This window comes from Nonomuraea sp. AD125B (genome assembly GCF_041402765.1).
In the GTDB taxonomy this organism is placed as follows: domain Bacteria; phylum Actinomycetota; class Actinomycetes; order Streptosporangiales; family Streptosporangiaceae; genus Nonomuraea; species Nonomuraea bangladeshensis.
In genome coordinates this window covers 240,447-264,294 of the sequence record NZ_JBGLOU010000005.1, presented here as the reverse complement: position 1 = coordinate 264,294, position 23,848 = coordinate 240,447, and the positions used below count along the sequence as shown (strand labels likewise).

Below are 23,848 nucleotides of genomic sequence, written 5' to 3'. Positions count from 1 at the left end.
CCAGGAGGCGACATGGAGACGGCGGACATGTACATCAGCGGCGTCGGGTCCTACCTGCCCGGCACCGTGGACGTGGATCACGCGGTGGCGGCCGGCTGGTACCCGGCCGAGGAGGCCGAGCTGCACGGGATCGCCTCGGTCGCGGTGGCCGGCGACGTCCCCGCGCCGGAGATGGCGCTCCGCGCGGCCCGTACGGCGGTGGCGCGCAGCGGCCGCTCGCCCACCGACCTCGACCTGCTCCTCTACACCTCCACCTGGCACCAGGGCCCGGAGGGCTGGCCGCCCCAGGCGTACGTGCAGCGCCACCTGGTCGGCGACGGCGTCCTGTCGACCCAGCTCAAGCAGGGCTGCAACGGCATGTTCGCGGCACTGGAGCTGGCCGCGAGCTACCTGCGGGCCGAGCCGGGACGCCAGGCGGCCCTGCTGGTCGCCGCCGACAACTACGGCACGCCGCTGGCCGACCGCTGGCGGATGCTGCCCGGCGCGATCGCCGGCGACGCGGGCAGCGCCCTCGTGCTCGACACCGAGCCGGGGTTCGCCCGGCTGGCCTCGGTGTGCTCGGTGTCGGTGTCGAAGGCCGAGGAGATGCACCGCTGCGCCGAGCCGCTGTTCCCGCCCGGCGTCACCGAGGGCCGCCCGCTGGACTTCGCCGCCCACAACGACACCTTCCGCCGCCGCGCGGTCGCCGGCGGCGAAGGGACCATGGTGCTGGTCACCCTGGACGAGCGCATGGTCGAGGTGATCGACCGCGCCCTGGCGCAGGCGGGCGTCAAGGCGGCCGACGTGACCAGGCTGACCTGCATGAACACCTCGCAGGAGATCGCCGACCAGATCTGCGAGCACCGGCTGGGCATCCCGGCGTCCCGCTCGACCTGGGACTTCGGCCGCACCATCGGCCACTGCGGGGCGAGCGACCAGGTCCTCGCCCTGGAGCACCTGGTCCGCGGGGGCGACCTCGGACCCGGCGACCACCTGCTGATGTTCGCCTACGGCCCCGGCGTGACCATCTCGGCCGCCGTCGTGGAGATTCTGGAGTCGCCCGCCTGGTCGCGGGCTCGGGGAGGGGACGCGTGACGGATCGACAGTTCGAGGCCATCGCGGTGATCGGGATCGGCTGCCGGCTGCCCGGCGGCGCCGACACGCCGGAGCGGTACTGGAACCTGCTGTGCGAGGGACGCGACACGAGCGGGCCCGCGCCCGCCGACCGCTGGCGCTCCTACGCCGACCGCGGCCCGTCCTACGCGGCGGCGGCCCGCCGCGCGGTGCCGTACGGCCACTTCCTCGACCGGGTGGCGGACTTCGACGCCGAGTTCTTCGGGCTCTCGCCGCGCGAGGCGGAGCTGATGGACCCGCAGCAGCGCCTGGTGATGGAGACCGCGTGGGAGGCGCTGGAGCACGCCGGCACCCCGGCCGGCGCGCTGGCCGGCACGGACGCGGGCGTGTACGTCGGCGTGTGCACCGGCGACTACGGCCACCGGCTGCTCGAGGACCTGCCCGACATCGAGGCGTGGACCGGGATCGGCGCCGCCACCTGCGCGGTCGCCAACCGGGTGTCGTACGCGCTGGACCTGCGCGGCCCCAGCATGGCCGTGGACACGGCGTGCTCGGCGTCCCTCGTCGCCGTGCACCTGGCCGTGCAGGCGCTGCGGTCGGGGGAGACCGACCTGGCGCTGGCCGGCGGCGTCAACCTCATCCTGTCGCCCGGCGAGACGCTGACCCTGGACGCGGCCGGCACCCTCGCGCCGGACGGGCGGAGCAAGTCGTTCGACGCCGCCGCCGACGGCTACGGCCGGGGCGAGGGCGCCGCGGTCGTGGTGCTCAAGCGGCTGAGCGACGCCGTACGGGCCGGGGACGTCGTGCTCGCGACCATCCTCGGCAGCGCCGTCAACCAGGACGGCCACACCGCCGGCATCATGGCGCCGTGCGGCCAGGCGCAGGAGCACGTCATGCGCCGCGCGCTGCGGCAGGCCGGCGTCGAGCCCGGCACGGTCGGCTACGTCGAGGCGCACGGCACCGGCACCGCGGTCGGCGACCCCCTGGAGGCCGCCGCGCTGGCCGCCGTCTACGGGGCAGGCAGGGAACGGCCGTGCCTGATCGGCTCGGCCAAGTCCAACATCGGCCACCTGGAAGGCGCCGCCGGCGTCGCCGGCCTGGTCAAGGCCGTCCTCGCGGTGCAGCGCGGCGAGATCCCGCCGAGCCGGCTGGACACCCCCACCCCGGCCGTGGACTGGGCCGCCGCCGGGCTGCGCGTCGCCGACCGGCCGACGCCCTGGCCCGAGGCGGGGCACCCCCGCCGGGCCGCGGTCTCCGCCTTCGGCTACGGCGGGACGGTCGCCCACGTGGTCCTCGAACAGGGACCACCGGCGCCCGCGCCCGCCGGGGGAGCCGCCGGAAGCCTCTTCCCGGTGTCCGCCGCGACCCGACCGGCCCTGCGCCAGGCCGCGTCCGACCTGGCCGCCGTCGCCGCCGTGGCCGACCCGGCTGGTGCGGCAGGCGCCGCTGGTGCGGCCGATCCGACTGGTGTGGCCGACCCGGTCGGCGCGGCTCGCGCGGCCGGCCGGGTGACGATGGCGGACCTCGGGCACACGCTCGCGCTGCGCCGTACCCACCTGTCGCATCGCGCGGTGGTCGTCGCGGACAACGAGACCGCCCTCGCCGCCGGGCTGCGCAACCTCGCCGCCGGCACCCCGCACGACGCCGTGGCCACCGGACGGCCGCTCGCCGACCCCGGCCCCGGGCCGGTGTTCGTCTTCTCCGGGCACGGCTCGCAGTGGGCCGGGATGGGCCGGGACCTGCTGGCCGCCGAGCCGGCGTTCGCCGCCGTGATAGACGAGCTGGAGCCGGTGTTCGCCGAGGAGATCGGGTTCTCGCCGCGCGAGGCGCTGAGCGGGGGCGAGCTCACCGACGTCGACCTCGTCCAGACCATGATCTTCGCGATGCAGGTCGGCCTCGTCGAGGTCTGGCGCGCGTACGGCGTGCGCCCCCACGCGGTGATCGGCCACTCCGTCGGCGAGATCGCCGCCGCGGTGACGGCCGGCGTGCTGAGCCGCCTCGACGGCGCCCGGCTGATCTGCCGCCGCTCCCGCCTGCTGCGCCGGGTCGCGGGGCGGGGCGCGATGGCCATGGTGCAGCTTCCGTTCGCCGAGGCGGAACGGCGGCTCGAAGGCCATGAGGGCGTGGTCGCCGCGATCGCGTCGTCGCCCGGATCCACGGTCGTCTCCGGCGAGCCCGACGCCGTCGCCGAGGTGCTGACCGGCTGGCTGGAGGAGGGGATCCCGGCCCGCCGGGTCGCCTCGGACGTCGCCTTCCACGGCCCGCAGATGGACCCGCTCATGCCGGACCTGGCCGCCGCCGCGGCCGGCCTGACGCCCGCCGCCCCCGGCATCGCCGTCTACTCGACGGCGCTGGACGACCCGCGCGGGCGGCCCGGCTTCGACGGCGCGTACTGGGCGGCCAACCTGCGCCGCCCGGTACGCCTCGCGGACGCGGTCGGCGCCGCCGCGGCCGACGGCTACCGCGCGTTCATCGAGATCTCCGCGCACCCGGTCGTCACCCACTCGGTGCTGGAGACGCTGGGCGACGGCGGCCACGAGGACGTCTTCGTGGGCGGGTCGCTGCGCCGCAACCGGCCCGGCAGGACCGCCCTGCTCACCGCCGTGGCCGCCGCGCACTGCGCCGGGCTCGACGTGGACTGGCGCCGGCTGCAGCCGTCCGGCGGGCCGGTCACGCTCCCGGCGTACCCGTGGCAGCGGCGCACCCACTGGCGTCCGCCGTCGCCGCCCGACACCGGCGGCCGGGGCCACGAGCCGGACACGCACACGCTGCTCGGCGACCACGTCGATCTCGCCGGGACGGACGTCCGGCTGTGGCGTACCGTCCTCGACGACCACACCCGGCCCTACCCGGGCAGCCATGCGATCGAGGGCGTGGAGATCGTGCCGGCCGCGGTCCTCACGGCGACGTTCCTGGCCGCCGCCGGCGGCGAGGAGCTGTCCGACGTGACGATGTCGGCTCCGCTGCTGACCGCCGACCGCCGCGAGATCCAGGTCGTACGCCAGGGCGCCGAGCTGCGCCTGGCCGCCAGGCTCGCGGGCGAGCAGGACGCCGCCTGGCAGCTCATCGCCACCGCCGCGATCCCCGACGCGCCGGCCGCCCCGCCCGAGCCCCGGCCGCGGCCGCTCGCCCCCGCCGATCCCGGCCTGGTCACCTCCCGGCTGGCCGCGGTCGGCGTACCGGACACGGGGTTCGACTGGAAGGTCGAGGAGCTGCAGATGGGGGACGGCGCGGTGCGCGCCCGCGTCCGCTGCGGCCCGGTCCCGTCCGGCGCCTCGCCGTGGACGCCCGTCCTGGACGCGGCCATGTCGGTCGCGCCGAGCGTGTTCCCCGGCGACCCGCTGCTGCGCATGGTGACCAGGATCGACCGGCTGGTCACCTCGGGCGTGCCGGACGGTCCGGTCACCATCGAGGTGCTGCTCGACGACGAGCAGGCCGACGACACGGCACAGGTACGGATCATCGATGACACCGGCACGGTCGTCGGCAGGCTGACGGGCCTGCGCTACCCGGTGATCGACGCGCCCGCCCCCGCCGGGAGCGGCGGCGCGCAGGGTGAGCGGCCCGCCGACTCGTTCGCCCACCTGGAGCCGGAGGAACTGCGCACGTTCCTGGTCGAGGAGGTCAGCGCGCAGATCGCCAAGGAGATGCGGCTCGCCCCCACCGACCTCGAACCGCACCGGCCGCTCATCGAGCAGGGGCTCGACTCGGTGATGACCGTGGTCGTCCGGCGGCGGCTGGAGCAGCGGTTCCGGTGCTCGCTGCCGGCGACGCTGCTGTGGGCGCAGCCGACCGTCGCCGCCGTCGCCGACTACATCGCCGGGGTGCTCTCCGACCGGGAAGCGGTGCCCGCCACCGCGCCCGGCCGGGAAGCGGTGAGCGCCGCCGCGCCCGGCCGGGAAGCGGCGAGCGCCGCCGCGCCCGACCTGGAAGCGGTGAGCGCCGCCGCGCCCGGCGGGGAAACGGTGAGCACTGCCAGGCCCGGCGGGGGAGCGAGGTGAGCGTCGCCGACCAGGCCCCGGCCCCGGGCCCGACGCCGGCGTTCCCGATGGCGCGGAGCTGCCCGCTCGCGCCACCCGACGAGTACGCCCGACTGCGGGCCACCGCCCCCGTCGTCCGGGCCGCCCTCCCCAACGGCGCCCCGGTCTGGGCGGTCACCCGCCACGCCGAGGCGCGGCAACTCCTCAGCGACCCGCGGATCAGCTCGAACACCGGCCGCCCTGAACGCCCGCGCGGCCCCGACGACGACCGCCCGGACGACGGCTTCTTCGTGGATCTGGACCCGCCGGAGCACACCCGGTTCCGTCGGGTGCTGATCCCGGAGCTCGGCGTCCGCCCTATGAACGCCCTGCGCCCGGCCCTCCAGCGGATCGCCGGCGCGGCGATCGACGAGCTGCTGGCGGCCGGGCCGCCCGCCGACCTAGTCGCCGGGTACGCGCGCCGGGTCCCGGCCCGCGTCCTCTGCGAGCTGTTCGGCGTCCCGCCCGCCGACCACGGCTTCTTCGAGTCGCGGCTGCGGATGTTGTCGGTGACGAGCATGGACCCGAGCGTCGCGGCCGAGGCGTCCAGGGACGTACGCGGCTACCTGCGCGGGCTGATCCACGACGCGGAACGGCAGCCGCGCGACGGCGTCATCAGGCGGCTGGCCGCCCGGCACCTGCCCACCGGCGAGCTGACCGCCGACGAGCTGGTCAACATGGGCTTCCTCATGCTGCTCGCCGGCTACGACTCGCCGGCGAACACGCTCTCCCTGGGCGTGCTCACGCTGCTGCGGCACCCGGAGCAGCTGGCCGCGCTGCGCGCCGACCCCGGCCTGCTGCCGGGCGCGGTCGAGGAGCTGCTGCGCTTCCACTCGGTGCAGGACTGGGTCAGCTTCGACCGGGTCGCGACCGCCGACCTGGAGGTCGGTTCAGCGCGGATCCGGGCCGGCGACCGCCTCACGGTGCTGGCGGCCTCCGCGAACCGGGACGAGCGGGCGTTCGAGCGCCCGGACACGTTCGACATCCGCCGGTCCGCCCACCACCACCTCGCCTTCGGCCACGGGGTGCACCAGTGCGTCGGCGCGAACCTGGCCCGCGCCGAGCTGCGGGCCGCCCTCGGCACGCTGGTGACCCGGCTGCCGGAGCTGCGCCTCGCGGTCGCGTTCGAGGAGGTGCCGTTCGCCTACGACGCCCCGTTCTTCGGGCCGCACGCGGTGCCGGTCACCTGGTAGGGCCCGCCAGGTAGGCGTCCTCGGCCGCGTACGGGAACCAGACGTCGGGGCCGTGCCGTTCGACCAGGTCGGGGAAGACGTCCGGCCAGCCGCCGCCGGCGGCCTCGGCCGCGCGTACGGCGGGCACGGCCCATTCGACGTCCTGGCGCAGCGCGTCGTCGTAGGGGAGCGCGGGGGAGTAGCCGAGTTCGGCGCGGGCCCGCGCGGTGTCGAACACGATCGGCTCGGCCACGTTCCACGGATGGAAGCCCACGCCGTCGGGTCGCGACGGGCCCGCGAAGGTGACGATCTCCGCCTCGTGGCCCATGACGGCGAAGATCCTGGCGGCGATCTCGGCGACGGTCAGCGGATCGTCGGCGATGTTGAGCACCCGGGCCGCGGGCCGCTCGCCGCACAGGCGGATCAGCTCGGCGACGTTCGCGACCGCCGTCGTGGGGAACCGGCTGCCGCCGTCCTGGGCGATCACGACGTACGGCCGCTTGTCCAGCGCCCGCTTGATGAACCACCAGTGGTCCAGCGACGTGCCGTGGGGCCCGTGCAGCACGCCCGTCCGCAGGACGCTGACCGGCAGCTCGGGCGTCGCCAGCAGGACGCGCTCCAGCGCCGCCTTCCCCGCCGGGTAGTCGTGGGCCTCGCGCTCGATCGTCGGCCACGTCTCCGGGATCGGCACCGGCAGGCCGGGAGCGCGGTAGACCGCCCCCGACGAGATGACGACCAGGGAGCCGACCCGGCCCGCCAGCCGGGCGAGCTGCGCGCCGTGGTAGGGGTTGAACGCGACCGTGTCCACGACCAGGTCGTGGCCGTCGAGGGCGGCGAGCAGCGCCTCGGTGTCGGCCCGGTCGATCTGGACGAGCCGCGCCCCGGGCGGCGCGGCGGCGTCCGGGCGGAGCCGGCGCTGACCGAGGGTGACCGCGTAGCCGGCCGCGGCGAGCCGGGCGGCGGTGGCCCGGCCGATCTGGCCCGTGCCGCCGATGATGAAGGCGCTCCGACCGTGAACCGTCACCAGTTGATCTTAACCCGCCCCCGTCCTACCGCCCTCGGCGTCTTTTCTGACCGCGGAGGAGAGGTGGCGGGCGATCCGCCGCATCTGCTCCGTGTAGTGCGCCACGAACTCGGGGGACCGCGCGTCGGCGCCGCAGATGGCGTTGGCCATGTGGGGCAGCAGGACGGGCGCGACGCCGGCGCCGATCATGGCGAGCAGCACGACGGCCGGGTCGAGGTCGTCGGCCAGCTCGCCGCGCTCCTGCCGCTGCCGCAGCTCGGCGACGTCGCGCGCGGCCTGCTCGCGCCGGCCCTCCCGGTCGGGGTCGTGCTCGGGGCCGTCGTAGTGCAGGCCCTCCCAGGCGAGGATGCGGGTGGCGACCGCGTCGCCGGCTCCTTGCCCGACGTAGTCGGCGATGACGTCCGGCAGCGACCGCGCCTCGTTCTCGAAGGCGACCTTCTGTTCCCGCCAGCGCTCGCCGATCGCCCGCAGCAGCCCGTCCCGCCCGCCGAAGTAGTAGGAGATGAGCTGCTTGTTGACGCCCGCCCGCGCCGCGATGGCGGCGACCCGCACCTGCGCCGGCCCCACCGCGGACACTTCGACGATCGCCGCCTCCAGGATGCGGGCCTTGGTGCGCTCCGCGTCCCGCTGCCGCTCCTGCGGCTCAGGCGAACGCCGTGCGCGTCGAGGTGTGCCGGAGGAGCCGGGTGCGGTCGACATGGATCCAGCCTAGCGATCCGCTAATTATCCGTTGGTTGACAGATTCATCCTGTCGGTGATTCTCTCGTGGAGAGCCACGAACCCCCCTGGAGCGTTCAGATGCACGAGCCGACCGGAGCAGTGCGCCTCCACCCTCGACGGTGGCCCGCCCTCATCGTGATCCTCATCGCGGTCTTCATGGACCTCCTGGACGCCACGGTCGTCCTCATCGCGCTGCCCTCCCTCCGGCACGACCTCGGCGCGAGCGAGACCGTGCTGGAGTGGACCGCGGCCGGCTACACCCTCGCCTTCGCCACGCTGCTGATCACCGGCGGCCGGCTCGGCGACCGGTTCGGCCGCAAACGCGTCCTCCTGGCCGGCCTGGTCGTCTTCGTCGTCGCGTCGGTCGCGGCGGGCGCGTCGGTGTCCCCGGCCATGCTGGTCGTCTCCCGCCTCGTGCAGGGCGCCGCGGCGGCGCTGATGATCCCGCAGGTCCTGCCCTTCATCCAGACGGAGTTCTCCGACGAGGAACGGCCGAAGGCCATCGCCGCGTTCGGCATGACGTTCGCCGTCGGCGGCGTCAGCGGGCCGCTGCTCGGCGGCCTGCTGCTCGACGCCGGCCTCTTCGGCTGGGGCTGGCGGACGGTCTTCTTCGTCAACGTGCCGTTCGGGCTCGTCTGCCTGGCCGGCGTGGCCGCCCTGGCGCCGGAGTCCCGGACCGGGGCCGCGCGGAGGTTCGACGTCCTCGGCCTGCTCATCGCCACCGCCGCCCTGGCCGCACTGTTCCACCCGCTGATCGAGGGTCAGGCGCTGGGGCGGCCCGGGTGGATCCTCGCCCTGCCGGTCGCCGCCGTCCTCCTGTTCGCGATGTTCCTCCGGAGGGAACGGACGGCGGTCGGGCGCGGCGCGGACCCCCTGATCAACCCCGCCCTGTTCCGCAGCCGCGCGGTGAGCGGCGGCCTCGCCGTCGCGGTGTTCTTCTTCTGCGGTCCCGCTTACGGGTTCGTCATGACCATCTTCCTCCAGGACTTCGCCGGCTGGACGCCGCTGCGCACCGCGCTGACCCTGCTGGCCTTCGCCGTCGGCGTCGTCTTCGGCTCCGGCGCCGCCACCCGGCTCGCGCCCATGCTCGGCCGCCGCGTCGTCATCGCCGGGCCGCTGGTCATGGCCGCCGGCATCGGGATGGTCGCGGGCGCGGTCCGGCTCGGCGGCACCGAAGTGGGACAGTGGCAGCTCGTCCCGGGGCTCTTCGTCGCGGGCCTCGGCATGGCCGCCGTCGCCACGACGCTGATCACCGTCGTGCTGGCGCACGTCCGCGACGACGACGCCGGCGCCGCGTCCGGCGTCATCAACACCACGATCCAGCTCGGCACCGCGCTCGGGATCGCCGTCATCGGCGCCGTCTTCTTCTCCCTGCTGGACGCCGGTCCGCCCGCCGACGCGACGGTCGCCGCCCTGCTCTGCGTGGCGGCGCTGCTGCTCGTGTCGGCGGCGCTGGGATTCCTGCTGCCGCCTCGGCGGATCACCGATCTTCCTGGAGCCGCTCGAAGACGAGCTGGGGGCGGCGCACCGCGCGCACCCCGTACACCTCGGAGATCAGGCCGGGGGTGAGGACCTCGCCCGGCGGGCCGCCGGCCACGACGCGGCCGGCGTTCATGACGTAGAGGCGGTCGCAGAAGGCGGCGGCCTGGTTGAGGTCGTGCAGCACGGCCAGCGTGGCGATCCCCAGCTCGCGGATCAGGTGCAGGAGTTCGAGCTGGTGGCGGATGTCGAGGTGGCTGGTGGGCTCGTCGAGCAGGAGCAGCCGCGTCTGCTGGGCGAGGGCGCGGGCGAGCAGGACCCGCTGTTTCTCGCCGCCGGACAGGGTGGCGAAGATCCGTCCCGCGGCCCCGCTCAGGCCGACCCGGTCCAGCGCGCGGGCGCACACCGCCGCGTCGGCGGCGGCGTCCGCCTTGTACGGGGTACGGCCCATGGCGACGATCTCCGTCACCGTGAAGTCCAGGTCGGCCGGGATCTCCTGGGCCAGGACGGCGGTACGCCGGGCGGCCTCGCGGGCCGGCAGCCGGTGCACGTCGTCGCCGTCCACGGCGATGAGCCCGGCGGACGGGCGCAGGGCTCGGTAGACGGCGCGGAGCAGGGTGGACTTGCCGCAGCCGTTCGGCCCGACCAGGCCGACCAGCTCGCCGTCGGCCACCTCCAGGCCGGCCTCGCGCACGATCGGGTGCCCGTCCAGCGTGACGGCCACCCCTTTCAGGTCGAGCCTCATCCGACGGTCACCGCCCGGTCCACGGAGCGGCGGCGCAGCAGCCACAGGAAGAACGGCACGCCGAACAGCGCGGTGACGATGCTCAGCGCCAGCTCCTGCGGCGCGTTGACGGTCCGCGCCGCGATGTCCACGAGCTGCAGGAACACGGCCCCGAGCAGCGCCGTCACGGGCAGCACCCGGCGGTGGTCGGCCCCGACGAGCAGGCGCGCCGCGTGCGGCACGATCAGCCCGACGAACGCGATCGCGCCGCTGGTGGCCACCATCACGCCGACCAGCAGCGAGGTCAGCACGAACAGGGTCAGGCGGAAACGGTTGACGTTCACGCCGAGCGAGACGGCCGTCTCCTCCCCGGCGGCCAGCGCGTTCAGCGGACGGTGCTGCACCAGCAGGTACGCCACCCCGACGGCGAGCACCACGGCGGGCAGCGGCAGCAGGTGCCAGCGGGCCCCGCCGAGGCTGCCCATCAGCCAGAAGAGCACCTGCTGCGCGGCCCGCCCGCTCTGCGCGAGTTGCAGCACGAAGCTGTAGGCGGCCTGGAACAGGTACGCCAGCGCCACCCCGGCCAGCACCAGCCGCGACGGCGTGAGCCGCCCGGCCCGCTGCGCCAGCACGTACACCAGCCCGAGGGCCAGCAGCGACCCGGCGAAGGCGGCGGCCGACAACGACAGCCCGCCGAGCGCCGAGGCCCCCAGGATCAGCACGAGCACCGCCCCGAACGACGCCCCCGAGGAGACGCCGAGCAGGAACGGGTCGGCGAGCGGGTTGCGCACCAGCGCCTGCAGCACCGCCCCGACCACCGCCAGCCCGGCCCCGACCAGCAGCGCCAGCAGCGCGCGCGGCAGCCGGAACTCCCAGATGATCTGCTCCTGCACAGGCGTCCACGTACGCGGCACCGCGCCGGGCACCAGCCGGTCGGCCACGATGCCCCACGCCTGCGGCAGGGCGACCGGCACCGCGCCGATGCTCACCGCGAGCCAGGTCGAGGCGACGGCGGCGACGGCGAGCGCGACGACGAGCAGGACGAACCGGCGCGCGCGCCGGTCACGGAGGACGGGCGGCCCGGCCGGCGCCGGGCTCCGCGTGGTGGTGCCGGTCACTGCGCGAAGGCGTCCGGGTGCAGGAACCGGGCGAGGTCGGTGACGGCCAGGAGGTTGCGGTAGCCGGGATGCTGGGCCGCCACGGGCAGGGCGAGGTAGCGCCGGTCCTTCGCCGCGGGGCTGTTCCTGGCGATGGCGAACGCCTCCTCGGCCTTCGCCGGCGAGCTCGGCGTGTCCTCGCCGCGCAGCGTGGCGTAGTCGCTGACCAGCAGCGCCTCCGGCTGGGACGCGCTGACCTCCTCGGCGCTCACCTCGGTGTAGTCGGCCTTGACCCCGGCCAGCACGTTCACGCCGCCCGCCATGGTGATCATCTGGTTCGTGACGCCGGCGCCGCCGTAGGCGTTGACTGGGCCCTTGCCGCCGTCGGTGGCCAGCACCTTGACCGGCGTACGGCCCTCGACCCGCTTCTTGACGCCGGCGAGCTGTCCCTGCAACTCGGTCACCAGCTTCTCCGCCCTTTCGGGGACGCCGAAGATCCGGCCGAGGTTGCGCAGGTCGGTGAAGGTGTCGTCGAGCGTGAACCGCAGCACCTCCTCGGGGCTGCACCAGCCGCCCAGGATGTAGACGGGGGAGCCGGCCGCGTCCAGCTCCTCGACGGTGGCGTAACCGCCGGCGGCGTCGAAGCTCGCCATCGCGTTGTCCAGGACGAAGTCCGCGCCCTGGGCGAGCATGACCTCCTTCTGCGGCAGCATGATCGTCTCGCTGATCTGCGGGATCTTGTCGTACTGCTCCTTCTGTCCCGGCAGGAACGCGCTCTCACCGAAGAACGTGCGCCCGGCGATCCGGTCGCCCAGACCGAGGGCGAGCAGGGTCTCCAGGGCGGGGTGGTAGCCGGTCACCACCTTGGAGGGCGGCCGGTCGAAGGTGAGCTTCCGCCCGCAGTTCTCGACCGTCACCGGGAACCCGGCCTGCGCCGCCTGCCCATTCTGCTGACCGTTCTGTTGGGCGGCCTCCTGGAGGGCCGGCGCCTGCCCGCAGGCGGTCAGTGTCAGAGCCGTCACGAGGACGAGCAGCCTTCTCATGGTGGTCTCCGGGGGCGAGCGGTCGGTCGATCGTGCTGAGAAAACACCACATTCTGCTCATAAATCGCAGTTGCGAGCAACTCGCAATAAACTCCTTCGGGATCATGGCAGGGCCGCCGGCACACGCCGCCGGCACACGCTGCCGCAGCAGGAGGCCGCAGCAGGAGGCCGCAGCAGGAGGCTCCAGTGGGGGCCGCGGTAGGAGGCCTCGACAGGGGCACCGCAGGGAGCCACGGCAGGGGCACCGCAGGAAGCCACGGCAGGGGCACTGCAGGGAGCCTCGGCAGGGGCACTGCAGGGAGCCTCGGCAAGAGGGTTACAGCAGGCGGTCGCGCCGGGCGGCAGCCGCCTGCCGGACTTCGGCGAAGAACGACGCGATGCGGCGCTCCCGCCACCCCTCCTCGTCGAGGTCCTCGACGTCGGGACCCTCCGCGGCGGAGCCCTCTGCGTCAAGATCCTCAGCGTCGAAGGTTCCGGCGTCGTGGACCTCTGCGTCGCGGGCCACTACGTCAGGACCCTCCGCGTCAGAGCCCTCCTTTTGGGAGACATCCGTCTCGTCGCGCTCGGTGGCGTATTCGGCATACAACAGCCAGCAGCCGCGGATCCCACTGAGCAGGTCCTCCAGGAGATCGAGGGCCGGACGAGCGGGATCCAGGGGCGTGAGCCGCAGGCCGAGGGCGTCCAGGCGTGGCTCGCGCTGGTCCTCGCGCCACTGGGCGAGCAGCCGTTCGGCGGCGTTGATCCGCTGCTGGAGCTGCGCGAGGTCGGGAATCTCACCCTCAGCGACCCGCAGAGCCTCGCGAATCAGGGACATCACCGCCTGACGGGGCGAGGCGCCATCGGCCATCAACTCCAGGACGAGGGTGGGCGTCTCGTGAGGAAGCGCCTCGATGGTGTCGGCCTCGACCACGATCTGCGTGGCGGGCAGCCCGGCGTACTCGGCGGTGACGGCGGCCGCCGCGTCCAGCCAGTGCGCGGCGGCGACGGCGGCCGCGGCCGGATCGATCTCGGTGAAGAGCGTCTCAGGACCGAACGGATCGCCGTGCAGCAAATTGTTCGCCTGAGCCACCTGGACGGGGGAGGCGTCCTCACGGGTGAGGGCGACCGCCTGCCGGGCGCGTTCGGCCAGATTGCCCAGCTCGGCCTGCTCGATGGCGGCCAGTTCCGCGGCGACGTCGATGGTGACGCGAGTGGTCAGCTCGGCGGCCCCGAGCGCGTGCAGAGCCCGCCCCACCCGATGCGCGGCCTCCTCGACCCGTACGAAGGACCGTGCCAGGTAGCCGTCCGAGGGCAGGTTCGGGCTGGTCAGCGCGGTCAGAACGACGGCGAAGGCATCACGCTCCGCCTGCCGGCGCTCACCCTCGGACCCGGCCTCCTGACTGCCGGCGGCGCTCGCCGGATGCGTGTAACACCGCCAGCAGACCTCGGAGAGCCGCGTCAGCGCCCTGGCCAGAGCGAGGGCGTCGTGGCTGGACATCCCGGCGGGAAGATCGGCTACGACCGCCGCAGTGTCCCCCACCCCGGTGTTCCAGGAGGCGATGAGGGCGTTGCGGCTGCGATCGACGGCGTACCGGGTCAAGAGGGCTCCTCGCAGGTGAGCATGGACGATGCTGGGACACGCTCAGCATGGAGCATCAGCCCTCACCCGCAACCCAAATCCGCGCGTCCGCCGCGGAGGAGCGACGGCCGGGTAGGGGCCGCGGCCCTCGGGTAGGGTGGCCCGTCATGATCGAACGCCCCTCCTGCCTCACCGACACGGCGAACGCCTACGACGCCGTCGCCGCCCTGTACGCCAGCCTCTTCCAGAACGCGCTCGACGACCAGCCGCTGGACCGCGCGGCGCTGGAGGTGTTCGCCGAGGTCGTACGGACCGGCGGTGGCGGACCGGTCGCCGAGCTCGGCTGCGGCCCCGGATACGTGACGGCGTACCTGCGGAAGCTGGGACTGGACGTCTTCGGCCTCGACCTGTCGCCGGTGATGATCGAGATCGCCCGTGAGGCGTATCCGGAGCTGCGCTTCGAGGTCGGCTCGATGGACGCCCTGGACCTGGCCGACGAAGAGCTGCGGGGCATCGTGTCCTGGTACTCGGTCATCCACGTGCCGCCACAGGAGCTGCCGGCGTACATCAGGGAGTTCCGCCGGGTCCTGGCCCCGGGCGGTCATCTGCTGCTCGGCTTCTTCGAGTCCGAGGACGAGCCGGTGACGCCCTTCGACCACAAGGTGACGACGGCGTACCGGTGGCCGATCGACGAGCTGGCCGCGCTGGCGGGCGCGGCCGGCTTCGCCGAGGTCGGCCGGGTGCTGCGCGAGCCGCACGAGGGGGAGCGGTTCCGCCAGGGCCGCCTGCTGATGCGCCGGAAGTAGCGGCGCATATCTCCCGCCCGAGAGCGCCGGCTGGGCGTCACACGGCGAAGAGGCCCGATAGAGGTCACTCGGCGAGGAGGCCGGTTGGGGGTCACTCGGCGAGGAGGCCGGTTGGGGGTCACACGGCGAGGAGGCCGGGTGGAGGTCACTCGGCGAGGAGGCCGGTTGGGGGTCACTCGGTGAGGAGGCCCGATGGAGGTCACGGCGAGGAGGCCGGTTGGGGGTCACTCGGCGAGGAGGCCGGATGGAGGTCACTCGGCGAGAAGGTCGTCCGGCGTGGACCGGGCGAGGGCGGCGAGGACGGCCAGAGCCCGGGAGAGGGTCTCCGGCGGGGGTGAGGCGAGGCCGAGGCGAACGGCGTTGGGGGCGCTGTTCCGCCCGACCGCGAACGCGGCCCCGGGAGTGACCGCGATGCCGTGCCGCGCGGCGGCCGCCACGAACGTGTCGGCCCGCCACGGCGCCGGCAGCTCCCACCAGCAGTAATAGGAACGCGGATCGCTGCGTACGGCGAAGTCGGCGAGGTGGCTCGCGGCGATCTCCTGGCGCATGGCCGCGTCCTGCTGCTTGGCGTGGGCCACCGCCCGCGCCGTGTCGTCGCTCAGCCACCGGGTGGCCGCCTCCAGTGCGAACCGCATCGGCGTCCACCCGCCCGAGCGCAGCGCCGTCGCGACGGACGCGACGGCGGCGTGCGGCAGGACCGCGAAGCCGAGCGACAGGCCGGGCGCGAGCCGCTTGGACAGGCTGTCGACGAGGACCGTGTGCTCGGGGGCGTACGAGGCAAGGGGCGGCAGGTCGTCGCGGAGGAACGACCAGATCGCGTCCTCGATCGCGAGCAGGTCCAGGCGGGCGAGGACGCTCGCGAGCTCGGCCCTGCGCTCCTCGGGCATGCTGATCGACAGCGGGTTGTGCATGGTCGGCTGGACGTAGACGGCCTTCAGCGGGGCCTTGCGCGCGGCGTTCGCGAGGTCCGCCGGATCGAGGCCCGCCGCGTCGGTCCGCAGCGGGACGAGCGTGACGCCGGCGCGGGCCGCGATGCCCTTGAGCACCGGGTACGTGAGCTCCTCCACCCCGAGCCGCCCGCCGGGAGGAACGAACGCGGAGAGGGCCGCCGCGATCGCCTGACGGCCGTTGCCCGCGAACAGCAGCCGCTCGGGGTCCGGGCGCCAGCGCCCGCGCGCGAGCAGATCGGCGGCCACACCGCGGGCCGAGGCGGTGCCCGCCGCGCCGACCGGCCGCATGACCGACTCCAGCACGTCGGTGCGGAGCAGCGGGTTGATGCCGTCGGCGAGCAGCTTCGCCTGCCCGGGGACGACGGGGTAGTTGAGCTCCAGGTCGATCCGGCTGTCGGCGGGCTCGGCCAGGGCCGGCCCCGGCCGCGGATCGGCGGCCCGGACGAACGTGCCGCGGCCCACCTCTCCCACGGTCAGGCCCCGGCGGGTCAGCTCCTGGTAGACGCGGGCCGCGGTGGAGCCGGCGATGCCGTGCTCGCGCGCGAACGCCCGCTGCGGCGGCAGCCGGTCGCCCGGCCGCAACCGCCCTGCCGCGATGTCCCGGGCGATCAGGTCGGCGACTGCTCTGAAGTCCTCCACCTTGGGCCCACCCAATCCCTTCGTTGCTCCGACTTCAATTTGCCATATTGTACCGAGATTGCGAGGCAGATAGCTTCGTTTCATGGTCGAACAAACCGCGGTGCTCGGCGTGGCATCCATAGGTCTTGGGATGGTGCTGTCACCGGGGCCCAACATGATGTACCTGATATCCCGGAGCACGAGCCAGGGGCGGCGGGCCGGCGTCATCTCCCTGGCCGGGGTCGCCGCCGGGTTCCTCGTCTACCTCGTGGCCGCGAACCTCGGCCTCGCCGTGCTGTTCGCCGCCCTCCCCGGGCTCCTCACCGTCATCCGTGTCGCGGGCGCGCTGTACCTGCTGTGGCTGGCCTGGCAGACGGTCAAGCCCGGCGGGCTGTCCGTCTTCGCGTCCCGGGACGTACCGCCGGAACCGCCGCGCCGGCTGTTCCTCATGGGCCTGATGACCAACCTGCTCAACCCGAAGATCGCGCTGCTCTACGTCGCGGTCATCCCGCAGTTCATCGCCCTTGACCAGGGGAACGTCCTGCTCCAGGGCACCGTGCTCGGCTGTGTGCAGATCGCCGTCGCCCTGCTGGTCAACCTCGCGATCGTGCTGGCCGCCGGCGGCATCGCCGGATTCCTGGCCGCCCGCCCCGCATGGCTCCGGGCGCAACGCCTGGTCATGGGATCCCTCCTCGCCGTACTCGCGGTCACACTCGCCGTCGCGCCGTAGGGGAGCCGTGTCCTGAAGGCGGCTACCGCGCGTCCGGAAGGCGAGGCGTGGCGCCGGCCTGAAGCGGGCCTGCAAGCAGCGCCTCCACCTGACGCCTGAGCGGAAGACGCGCGAGCCGGCGTTCTCCTCCGTACACTGCCGAAAGGTCGCGTACGCCATGAAAGGGTGGTAGGTGTCGGATCCGGAGATTCTCGCGAAAAGCGCCGCACCGGCATCGCGAGGAGCCGCAGAACGGGATCAACAACCAGCTCAGGCGATCCGCGCCCGCGGCGGCACCTGGCTGGCCCTGTCCTGCGCGGTCGCCGTCCTGAGCGCGGGATGCGGTGGCCCGGCGGCGCCCCGCGACACGCCCGTGCGGACCTCCACCTCTCTCAGCGTCACCGCGGCAACGCGCGATCCCTCTCCGATCGCCACGGCCAGGGGCCGGGGCTGGGAGCTTGCGCATGCCGGCGGTCAGCGCGGAACACGGCTGAGGGCGGTCGCAGCCAGCGGACCGCACGATGTGTGGGCGCTCGGCAGCCCCGATGAAGGCGTCGGCCAGGTGCTGCTCCTGCACTTCGACGGCCGGCGTTGGCGCGAGCGCCCGGCACCCGAGGTGACGTGGGACGCCGGCGACCACGAGAGGTTTCCCGCGCTCGTGGCGACGGGGCCGCGCGATGCCTGGGTCTTCGCCGCCACTACCGCTTTGGCCGCGCACCACTGGGACGGCGAGCGCTGGAGCCCGGTCCGGCTGCCGGACATGGACTACGACCCGGGCGAGCGGGCCGGTGCCACGGCCCTCGCGCCCGACGACGTGTGGCTGGTGGTGGGGGATCACGCCGCGCACTGGGACGGGCGGGCATGGACCGTCATGCGCCTGCCCGCCTGGGCGGCGTCGGTGTCGGCCGCGGCGCCCGACCAGGTCTGGGCGGTCGGTGGCACCGGCCGGCCGCTCGCTGAGGGGGGCGCCGGATCACAGGCGGCGATCATGCGCTGGGACGGCCGGTCGTGGCAGCTCGTCCCCGCGCCTGAGGACCGCACGCCGAGCGACGAGATCAACAGCTCGGGCCGGCCGGACGGCAGCATCCCGAGGATCACGCTCACCCAGGTCGTCGCCCACGCACCCGGCAACGTGTGGGCGATCGGCACCCGCGAGGTGTTCGACTACGAGGACGGGAGCAGGGGCACCACGATCACCATGCACTGGGACGGCAGGGCATGGTCGTGGATGCCGGGCTCGCCGACGGTCAGCGCCGCCGGCGCCGACGGCGCGGACGGGATCATCCTGGTCGACTGGGACGCCGACGAAGGCGGCCTCGGCGCGGCCGTCCGGGTGGCGCCCGACGGCAGCCGGACCCAGCTCCCGCCGATGGCGGGGGCGAACCGCGGACGCGAGATCGACGTCTCCGCGGTGACCGCGGTGCCGGGAACGGGGACGGTCTACGCGGTCGGCCTCGTCCACGGCAGGGACTTCGGCCCCATGATCGCCCGCTACCGCTGAGTCCCGCTGGCTTTATGCGTCGGGCGGTCGTTCGGCGGGGAACAGGATCGCGCTGAGGAGGTAGGGCGTGCGGCCTGGCGCGGGTGTGTTGTCCAGCCGGTCGCGCAGCACCGCGAGCAGGTCGGCCGTCATCGCGTTGAGCTCGTCCGGGCTGAGCCACAGGGTGCCCTGCCGATAGGAGACCGAGTCGGCGGCCGGATCGGCGCCGTCGCGGCTCAGGTAGGCGTCGAACTCGGCGATCAGGACGGCCATGGACGCGGCGAATCCCCGGCGGTGGTCGTCGAGGGACATCGCGGCGGCGGCGTCGGCGTCGATGGTGGGCCGGTCTTGACGCAGCCGGTAGCGGCGCTCGACGGCGCCGCGTACCCGCTGCTCGCCGTCCACCTCCAGGAACCCGCCCTCGGTCAGCTGCGCGACCTGCCGGTACAGCGTGATCTTCGGTACGTCGGGCATGCGGGCGCTCATCTGCGTGATCGTCAGCGTGTCCGCTGCGGACAGGGCGTGCACGATGCGCAGCCGCACGGGGTGCAACAGCTGCTCGACAGGGTCCATGGTCGAACGATTTCATGTGCGATACCGTTATCCAAAATGAAAACGGTGAGTCGGAGGTGATCGGCATGCGCGAGATGCCCGGGCGGCTGGTGCCGGTGAACGGCCGGCACGTCTATGTCGAGGAGTCCGGCCAGGGGCAGGACCGGGTGGTCTTCGAGGCGGGCGCCGGCTGCGGCCGGACCTCATGGGACCCGGTGCTGCCGCTGCTGGCCGACAGGGCGCGGCTGGTCGCCTACGACCGCGCCGGGCGCGCCCTGAGCGGCCGCACCCCCCAGCCGCTCAGCGTCGATGACATGGCCGCCGACCTGGTCGCGCTGATCGGGGCCGTCGTCCCGGGCGACTTCGTGCTCGTCGCGCACAGCATGGGCGGCCTGGTCGCCCGCCGTGCCGCCGAGCGCCTCGGACCCCGGCTGCGGGGTCTGCTGCTGGTCGACGTTCTGCCGGAGACCTCTCCGGTGTACGACACCTGGGACCGGACCACCAGGAAGATCGATCGCATGCTGGCGGTGACGCAGCCGCTCACCCGTTTCCGGCCTCTGGCGCGGCTCTTCAGCGGCAACGTCCGGCGCCTGTTCCCCGCCGACACCTACCAGGCCATGCTCGCCGAGGACTTCACCCCCGCCGGGACCTTGCAGACCCGCCGGGAGTTGCAGGCGGTGGCCGCCGCCGTCCCGCGGTTCCGCGCCCGGCCGCCCCAGCTCCCTGGATGCCCGACGATCGTGCTGTCCGCGGCGCACGCCGCCAGAGGGCGGGAGCGCCAGAACGCCGCTGTCCGCGAGCACCAGCGCCGCTACGCCGGGACCTTGCCTGACGGGCGTCACGAGGAAGTCGCCTCGGGGCATCTCGTCCAGGCCGAGCAGCCACATCTCGTCGCCGACCGGATATGCCGGCTCCTCCGCCGCGACTTCTGACCACGCCGATTGACGGCATACAGCGCGCTCACCCAGCTCTGGCAGGGATCGCCAGATGACGGCCCCGCGGGGTCGCAGACGGACGTCAGCCGTCGGCGCTCCTGGACAGGACGACCTTCAGCGCCCCGGTGTCCGCCGCGTCGGAGAACGTCTGGTAGGCCGCCTCCATGTCGTGCAACCCGAACCGGTGGGTGATGAAGGTGGTCGGGTCGAGCCGGCCCGCGGCGACCATGTCGAGCAGGGCCGGGGTGGAGTGGGTGTCCACGAGACCGGTGGTGATGGTCAGGTTGCGGATCCACAGGTCTTCGAGGTGCAGGGTGACGGGCGCGCCGTGCACGCCGACGTTGGCGACGTGCCCGCCGGGCCGGACCAGCCGGGTGCACAGGTCGAAGGTGTCGGGGACGCCGACCGCCTCGATCGCCACGTCCGCGCCAAGCCCGTGGGTGAGCTCGGCCACCGCGGCGGCAGGGTCGTCGCCCGCGCCGACCACGACGTCCGCGCCCAGCCGCTTGGCGGCCTCCAGTCTCGACGCGGCCAGGTCGACGGCGACGATGTGGCTGGGCGTGAACAGTTGCGCGGTCGTGATGGCCGCCAGGCCGATGGGCCCGGCGCCGACCACGACGACGACGTCGCCCGGCCGCACCCGGCCGTTGAGCACGCCGACCTCGTACGAGGTGGGCAGGATGTCGGCGAGCATGAGCGCCGCCTCGCTGCTCACCCCCTCGGGCAGCGCGTACGTGGACGTGTCGGCGAACGGGACGCGGACGTACTCGGCCTGGGTGCCGTCGATGCGGTGGCCGAGGATCCAGCCGCCGCCGCCGAGGCACTGCCCGTACATCCCGGTGCGGCAGTAGCGGCAGCGGCCGCACGCGGTGATGCAGGAGACCAGCACCCGGTCGCCCTGCTCGACGGTGGTGACCGCGTCGCCGGTCGCCATGACGGTGCCGACGGCCTCGTGGCCGAGGATCCGGCCGGGCTCGACGGCGGGGACGTCGCCCTTGAGAATGTGCAGGTCGGTGCCGCAGATCGTGACGGTGTCCACGCGCACGATCGCGTCCGTCGGCTCGACGATCCGCGGATCCGGAGTCTCCTCCCAGGCGCGCCGGCCCGGCCCGTGATAAATCAGCGCCTTCATCAGGACCTCCTTGTCCTTTCCTCCACCATCACCCCTGACGGCGGGGCGGGAGAAGGGACGAAGGTCCTCGTTCGCGCCGCCTCAGGAGGGCGCGTACTGGGCCGCGTACTCCTCCGACGGCGCGATCGGCGTGATCACGTCCACGAGCACGCCGTTCGGATCGGCGACGATGAAGTGGCGCTGGCCGAAGTCCTCGTCGCGCAGCTCCAGCTCCGGCGTCAGGCCCTCGTGGACGACGAGGCGCTCCCACTCGGCGTCGACGTCGGCGACCTCGAAGTTGAGCAGCAGCCCCGCGACCGGCCGGCGGTAGGCCGCGGGCAGCGTCGGGTGCTCGTGGTCGAGCAGGGCGAGCTCGTACGGCCCGCGGCGCAGGCTCACGTACCAGTCGGCCTCGAAGGTCACCTCATAACCGAACAACCGGACGTAGAAGTCCTTCGACGCGGCCAGGTCCGCGGTGCACACCACCGGATACACGCTGCTCAGCTCCATGCGCTCCTCCTCCTCGTTGCGTTCACATACCGTCGGTATGTCGGCGTACGCTATTTGAGATACCGTCGGTATGTCAAAGAGGGGTGGAATGACCAGGACCGAACAGAAGGAGCGGACGCGCCGCGTGCTGCTCGACACGGCGAGGCGCCTGTTCGCAGCCCGGGGTTACGCCGGGGTAGGGCTGGCGGAGCTCGTACGAGAGTCCGGCGTCACCAAAGGCGCCCTCTACCACCACTTCACCGGCAAGACCGACCTCTTCCGCGCCGTACTGGAAGAGGTGCAACGCGAGGTGGCCGGCCGGGTGGCCGAGGCCGCCGAGGCGGAGGACGACCCGTGGGCGCAGCTCAAGGCGGGCTGCGCGGCGTTCGTCGCGGCCGGCGCCGACGCGGAGGTGCAGCGGATCATGCTGATCGACGGCCCCGCGGTGCTCGGCTGGAACGACTGGCGCGCGATCGACGAGGCCACCAGCGTCCGGCACCTGACGGACGCCCTGACCGTGCTCGTCGCGGACGGCACCCTCCCCGCCCAGCCGGTCGCACCGCTGGCCCGGCTGCTGTCGGGAGCGATGAACGAGGCCGCGCTGTGGCTGGCGCAGTCCGCCCCAGCCGACCCGGCCGACACCCAGGCGGCGCTGTCCCGTCTCCTCGACGCCCTGCGTGTTTCGCCCGCCCCGCCCGGATCATGAGCGTCAGACGCGCAAGATGGTGACCTGGTGGCCGGCGGGTGTGGTGGTGTGTTCGAAGTGGCCGCGTTCCTGCCAGGGTGGGGCTTCGGGGCGGCGGTTGAAGATGACCAGGACGCCGGTGGTGAGGGTGAGGCGGTCGAGGTAGTGGTCGAGTTGGGTGAGGCCGGCCTGGGTGGGGTCGGTTTCGCCTGGGCGCCAGACTTTCAGCTCCATGACTTCGCGTTGGAGCTGTCGTTCGCCGTCAGGGGTGGTGTAGGGCCAGCGGATGAGGACGTCGAGGCGCTTGGTGCCGGCGGCGTATTCGCGGTCGAGGTGGCCGCCGCCGTTGACGAGGCGGTGCAGGAAGGCCATCAGGATGATCTGGCAGGCGGCTTCGTGGTAGCCCTCTTGTTGAATGAGGATTTCGCCGTGTTCGCGCCAGAAGGTGACGAACTCCTGGAGCAGGCGTGGCAGGTCGAACCGGCCGTCGGGGAGCACGAAGCTGCGGGGCTCGGCCTTGACGAACCGCTCCGTGCGATCGCCCAGGACCCGTAGCAGGACCTCGCGGTAGATCGGGTTGGCGATCTCCAGATCCCTGGTTCCGCGGATGAGGCCCAGGTCGTGAACGTAGGAGACGTCTTTGTCGAAGGCGGCGTCCGTGTCCGGGTATGTCCCGGCCACGATTGGTTCGATCACTCGTTCCACCCGTGGTTCGTGCAGCCGGGCCACCAGGGAGTCCAGGTGGGTGGCGCGCGCTCGGATGAGCCGCTCCTTGGCCTCCTCCACCCGCTCGCAGGTGATGGCGCCGGTCACTCGCATTTTGGAGATGATCTCGTAGGCGAGGGCGTTGACCAGCCAGGGCTGGCCTTGGGTGAGCTCGAAGGCGCGGTCCACCGCGTCTTTGGTGAACTCCTGGCCGGTGGCCTGGGTGTGCTGGTCGTAGAGCTCGGCGATGTCGTCGGCGGTGAAGTCGCCCAGGCGCAGTGAATCGGCGACGATGTTGAACGGGCTGGCCGGGTTCGACCCGTCGGATGGGCCGCCCGAGGCGACCTTGTAGTCACGTACGTCGCGCAGCCCGCACAGCACCACCGACGCGGGGAACGGAAGTCCTTTGTGCCGTGCGTTGTGGCCGTGGCGGAGCTGGCTGAGGATGCTGACCATGCTGTTGCCCTGCAGGGCGTCGATCTCGTCGAGGAGCAGCACCACCCGGCGCGGGCTGCGGCGGCACCACTCACGCAGCGCCGCACGGAACCGACTGCCCGGGGAGGACTGCGGCCAGGGATCCGGCGGCAGCAGCTCGTCGGGCCATCCCGACTCTTCGGCGGCCTCGCGCAGGGAGTCCAGCAGAAGCGACTCCGCGGCGGGGTAGTCGTCGCCGGCCGCCTTGGCGCTCTCGCAGGAGAACATCAGGGCGGTGATGTCGCCCTCGGCGTTCAGCTCGGAGGCCAGAGTGTCCAGTGTGGTCGTCTTGCCGGTCTGCCGGGGCGCGTGCAGCACGAAGTAGCGATCCATCTCGATGAGCTCGCGCGCCTCGGGAAGCCGCTGCGTGGGGGGCAGCATGTAGTGGCGCTGGGGATCGCACGGACCGGTGGTGTTGAAGTACTTAGCTCGGGGTGGCCGCATG

Annotated in this window: 21 protein-coding genes; 9 read left to right on the top strand and 12 right to left on the bottom strand. The window is 73.4% G+C overall.

Features of this window, described 5'->3' with window-relative positions:
* Positions 1–12: 12 nt before the first annotated feature.
* The 3 genes from ACBR40_RS15730 to ACBR40_RS15720 are packed head-to-tail and all read left to right on the top strand — an operon-like array spanning position 13 to position 6,265.
* Entirely contained in the window at positions 13–1,074 is a 1,062-nt protein-coding gene (locus ACBR40_RS15730; RefSeq protein ID WP_357626182.1) for a ketoacyl-ACP synthase III family protein, read from the top strand.
* Positions 1,071–5,054, top strand: a complete 3,984-nt coding sequence (locus tag ACBR40_RS15725; protein WP_371249175.1) for a type I polyketide synthase — start codon at positions 1,071–1,073, stop codon at positions 5,052–5,054. Before ACBR40_RS15730 ends, ACBR40_RS15725 begins: the two co-directional genes overlap by 4 nt.
* Positions 5,051–6,265: a cytochrome P450 gene (locus ACBR40_RS15720; protein WP_371249174.1), complete on the top strand. Its 1,215-nt coding sequence runs from the start codon at positions 5,051–5,053 to the stop codon at positions 6,263–6,265. Before ACBR40_RS15725 ends, ACBR40_RS15720 begins: the two co-directional genes overlap by 4 nt.
* On the opposite strand, the gene ACBR40_RS15715 is transcribed toward ACBR40_RS15720, so the two are convergent.
* A complete protein-coding gene (locus ACBR40_RS15715) occupies positions 6,255–7,268 on the bottom strand; it encodes an NAD-dependent epimerase/dehydratase family protein (protein ID WP_371249173.1) in 1,014 nt (337 codons plus the stop codon). The genes ACBR40_RS15720 and ACBR40_RS15715 overlap by 11 nt on opposite strands.
* A 9-nt stretch (positions 7,269–7,277) precedes the next feature.
* Entirely contained in the window at positions 7,278–7,967 is a 690-nt protein-coding gene (locus ACBR40_RS15710; RefSeq protein ID WP_371249172.1) for a TetR/AcrR family transcriptional regulator, read from the bottom strand.
* Between the two features lie 99 nt (positions 7,968–8,066).
* On the opposite strand from ACBR40_RS15710, the gene ACBR40_RS15705 reads away from it, so the two are divergent.
* The gene (locus tag ACBR40_RS15705) at positions 8,067–9,557 is read left to right on the top strand and encodes an MFS transporter (protein ID WP_371249171.1); all 1,491 of its coding nucleotides are present in this window, start codon (positions 8,067–8,069) and stop codon (positions 9,555–9,557) included.
* Here ACBR40_RS15705 and ACBR40_RS15700 read toward each other — a convergent pair.
* The 4 genes from ACBR40_RS15700 to ACBR40_RS15685 all read right to left on the bottom strand — a co-directional run bounded on the left by ACBR40_RS15700 (position 9,469) and on the right by ACBR40_RS15685 (position 13,910).
* Positions 9,469–10,212: an ABC transporter ATP-binding protein gene (locus ACBR40_RS15700; protein WP_371249170.1), complete on the bottom strand. Its 744-nt coding sequence runs from the start codon at positions 10,210–10,212 to the stop codon at positions 9,469–9,471. The genes ACBR40_RS15705 and ACBR40_RS15700 overlap by 89 nt on opposite strands.
* Positions 10,209–11,309: an iron ABC transporter permease gene (locus ACBR40_RS15695; RefSeq protein ID WP_364458474.1), complete on the bottom strand. Its 1,101-nt coding sequence runs from the start codon at positions 11,307–11,309 to the stop codon at positions 10,209–10,211. Before ACBR40_RS15695 ends, ACBR40_RS15700 begins: the two co-directional genes overlap by 4 nt.
* A complete protein-coding gene (locus ACBR40_RS15690) occupies positions 11,306–12,331 on the bottom strand; it encodes an ABC transporter substrate-binding protein (protein WP_371249169.1) in 1,026 nt (341 codons plus the stop codon). The genes ACBR40_RS15695 and ACBR40_RS15690 overlap by 4 nt, the downstream gene beginning before the upstream one ends.
* 316 nt (positions 12,332–12,647) lie before the next feature.
* Complete coding sequence (locus tag ACBR40_RS15685) at positions 12,648–13,910, bottom strand: hypothetical protein (RefSeq protein WP_371249168.1); 1,263 nt, start codon at positions 13,908–13,910, stop codon at positions 12,648–12,650.
* Between the two features lie 146 nt (positions 13,911–14,056).
* On the opposite strand from ACBR40_RS15685, the gene ACBR40_RS15680 reads away from it, so the two are divergent.
* Positions 14,057–14,695 carry a class I SAM-dependent methyltransferase gene (locus tag ACBR40_RS15680; protein ID WP_371249167.1) on the top strand — a complete coding sequence of 213 codons (639 nt, stop codon included), beginning with the start codon at positions 14,057–14,059 and terminating at the stop codon, positions 14,693–14,695.
* A gap of 251 nt (positions 14,696–14,946) precedes the next feature.
* On the opposite strand, the gene ACBR40_RS15675 is transcribed toward ACBR40_RS15680, so the two are convergent.
* Positions 14,947–16,284, bottom strand: a complete 1,338-nt coding sequence (locus ACBR40_RS15675; protein WP_371249166.1) for a PLP-dependent aminotransferase family protein — start codon at positions 16,282–16,284, stop codon at positions 14,947–14,949.
* An 82-nt stretch (positions 16,285–16,366) separates the two neighbouring features.
* Here ACBR40_RS15675 and ACBR40_RS15670 point away from each other — a divergent pair, with 82 nt between their 5' ends.
* Positions 16,367–16,993 carry a LysE family translocator gene (locus tag ACBR40_RS15670; protein WP_344204191.1) on the top strand — a complete coding sequence of 209 codons (627 nt, stop codon included), beginning with the start codon at positions 16,367–16,369 and terminating at the stop codon, positions 16,991–16,993.
* 249 nt (positions 16,994–17,242) lie between these two features.
* Here the strand turns inward: ACBR40_RS15670 and ACBR40_RS15665 are convergent, their stop codons facing one another.
* A complete protein-coding gene (locus tag ACBR40_RS15665; RefSeq protein ID WP_371249165.1) occupies positions 17,243–17,374 on the bottom strand; it encodes a hypothetical protein in 132 nt (43 codons plus the stop codon).
* A 160-nt stretch (positions 17,375–17,534) separates the two neighbouring features.
* On the opposite strand from ACBR40_RS15665, the gene ACBR40_RS15660 reads away from it, so the two are divergent.
* The gene (locus ACBR40_RS15660) at positions 17,535–18,473 is read left to right on the top strand and encodes a hypothetical protein (protein WP_371249164.1); all 939 of its coding nucleotides are present in this window, start codon (positions 17,535–17,537) and stop codon (positions 18,471–18,473) included.
* Positions 18,474–18,485: 12 nt separating this feature from the next.
* On the opposite strand, the gene ACBR40_RS15655 is transcribed toward ACBR40_RS15660, so the two are convergent.
* The gene (locus ACBR40_RS15655; RefSeq protein WP_371249163.1) at positions 18,486–19,025 is read right to left on the bottom strand and encodes a helix-turn-helix domain-containing protein; all 540 of its coding nucleotides are present in this window, start codon (positions 19,023–19,025) and stop codon (positions 18,486–18,488) included.
* A 65-nt stretch (positions 19,026–19,090) separates the two neighbouring features.
* Between ACBR40_RS15655 and ACBR40_RS15650 the strand changes: the two genes are divergently transcribed.
* A complete protein-coding gene (locus ACBR40_RS15650; protein ID WP_344204183.1) occupies positions 19,091–19,936 on the top strand; it encodes an alpha/beta hydrolase in 846 nt (281 codons plus the stop codon).
* An 85-nt stretch (positions 19,937–20,021) separates the two neighbouring features.
* Here ACBR40_RS15650 and ACBR40_RS15645 read toward each other — a convergent pair whose 3' ends face one another.
* Together ACBR40_RS15645 and ACBR40_RS15640 are read right to left on the bottom strand one after the other, a co-directional pair.
* A complete protein-coding gene (locus tag ACBR40_RS15645) occupies positions 20,022–21,071 on the bottom strand; it encodes a zinc-dependent alcohol dehydrogenase family protein (protein ID WP_371249162.1) in 1,050 nt (349 codons plus the stop codon).
* Between the two features lie 81 nt (positions 21,072–21,152).
* Positions 21,153–21,560: a VOC family protein gene (locus tag ACBR40_RS15640; RefSeq protein WP_344204178.1), complete on the bottom strand. Its 408-nt coding sequence runs from the start codon at positions 21,558–21,560 to the stop codon at positions 21,153–21,155.
* Between the two features lie 88 nt (positions 21,561–21,648).
* Between ACBR40_RS15640 and ACBR40_RS15635 the strand changes: the two genes are divergently transcribed.
* Positions 21,649–22,245 (top strand): TetR/AcrR family transcriptional regulator, encoded by a 597-nt coding sequence (locus ACBR40_RS15635; protein WP_344204175.1) that lies wholly within the window; start codon positions 21,649–21,651, stop codon positions 22,243–22,245.
* A gap of 3 nt (positions 22,246–22,248) precedes the next feature.
* Here ACBR40_RS15635 and ACBR40_RS15630 read toward each other — a convergent pair whose 3' ends face one another.
* Entirely contained in the window at positions 22,249–23,847 is a 1,599-nt protein-coding gene (locus tag ACBR40_RS15630; protein WP_371249161.1) for an ATP-binding protein, read from the bottom strand.
* Between the last annotated feature and the right edge of the window lies 1 nt (position 23,848).

Bases quoted from the DNA above. Each gene is read 5' to 3' on its own strand.
- ACBR40_RS15700 (WP_371249170.1), bottom strand. From the start codon at position 10,212: ATGAGGCTCGACCTGAAAGGGGTGGCCGTCACGCTGGACGGGCACCCG.
- ACBR40_RS15670 (WP_344204191.1), top strand. From the start codon at position 16,367: ATGGTCGAACAAACCGCGGTGCTCGGCGTGGCATCCATAGGTCTTGGG.
- ACBR40_RS15705 (WP_371249171.1), top strand. From the start codon at position 8,067: ATGCACGAGCCGACCGGAGCAGTGCGCCTCCACCCTCGACGGTGGCCC.
- ACBR40_RS15655 (WP_371249163.1), bottom strand. From the start codon at position 19,025: ATGGACCCTGTCGAGCAGCTGTTGCACCCCGTGCGGCTGCGCATCGTG.
- ACBR40_RS15690 (WP_371249169.1), bottom strand. From the start codon at position 12,331: ATGAGAAGGCTGCTCGTCCTCGTGACGGCTCTGACACTGACCGCCTGC.
- ACBR40_RS15730 (WP_357626182.1), top strand. From the start codon at position 13: ATGGAGACGGCGGACATGTACATCAGCGGCGTCGGGTCCTACCTGCCC.
- ACBR40_RS15680 (WP_371249167.1), top strand. From the start codon at position 14,057: ATGATCGAACGCCCCTCCTGCCTCACCGACACGGCGAACGCCTACGAC.
- ACBR40_RS15710 (WP_371249172.1), bottom strand. From the start codon at position 7,967: ATGTCGACCGCACCCGGCTCCTCCGGCACACCTCGACGCGCACGGCGT.
- ACBR40_RS15640 (WP_344204178.1), bottom strand. From the start codon at position 21,560: ATGGAGCTGAGCAGCGTGTATCCGGTGGTGTGCACCGCGGACCTGGCC.
- ACBR40_RS15650 (WP_344204183.1), top strand. From the start codon at position 19,091: ATGCGCGAGATGCCCGGGCGGCTGGTGCCGGTGAACGGCCGGCACGTC.
- ACBR40_RS15635 (WP_344204175.1), top strand. From the start codon at position 21,649: ATGACCAGGACCGAACAGAAGGAGCGGACGCGCCGCGTGCTGCTCGAC.
- ACBR40_RS15645 (WP_371249162.1), bottom strand. From the start codon at position 21,071: ATGAAGGCGCTGATTTATCACGGGCCGGGCCGGCGCGCCTGGGAGGAG.
- ACBR40_RS15630 (WP_371249161.1), bottom strand. From the start codon at position 23,847: ATGCGGCCACCCCGAGCTAAGTACTTCAACACCACCGGTCCGTGCGAT.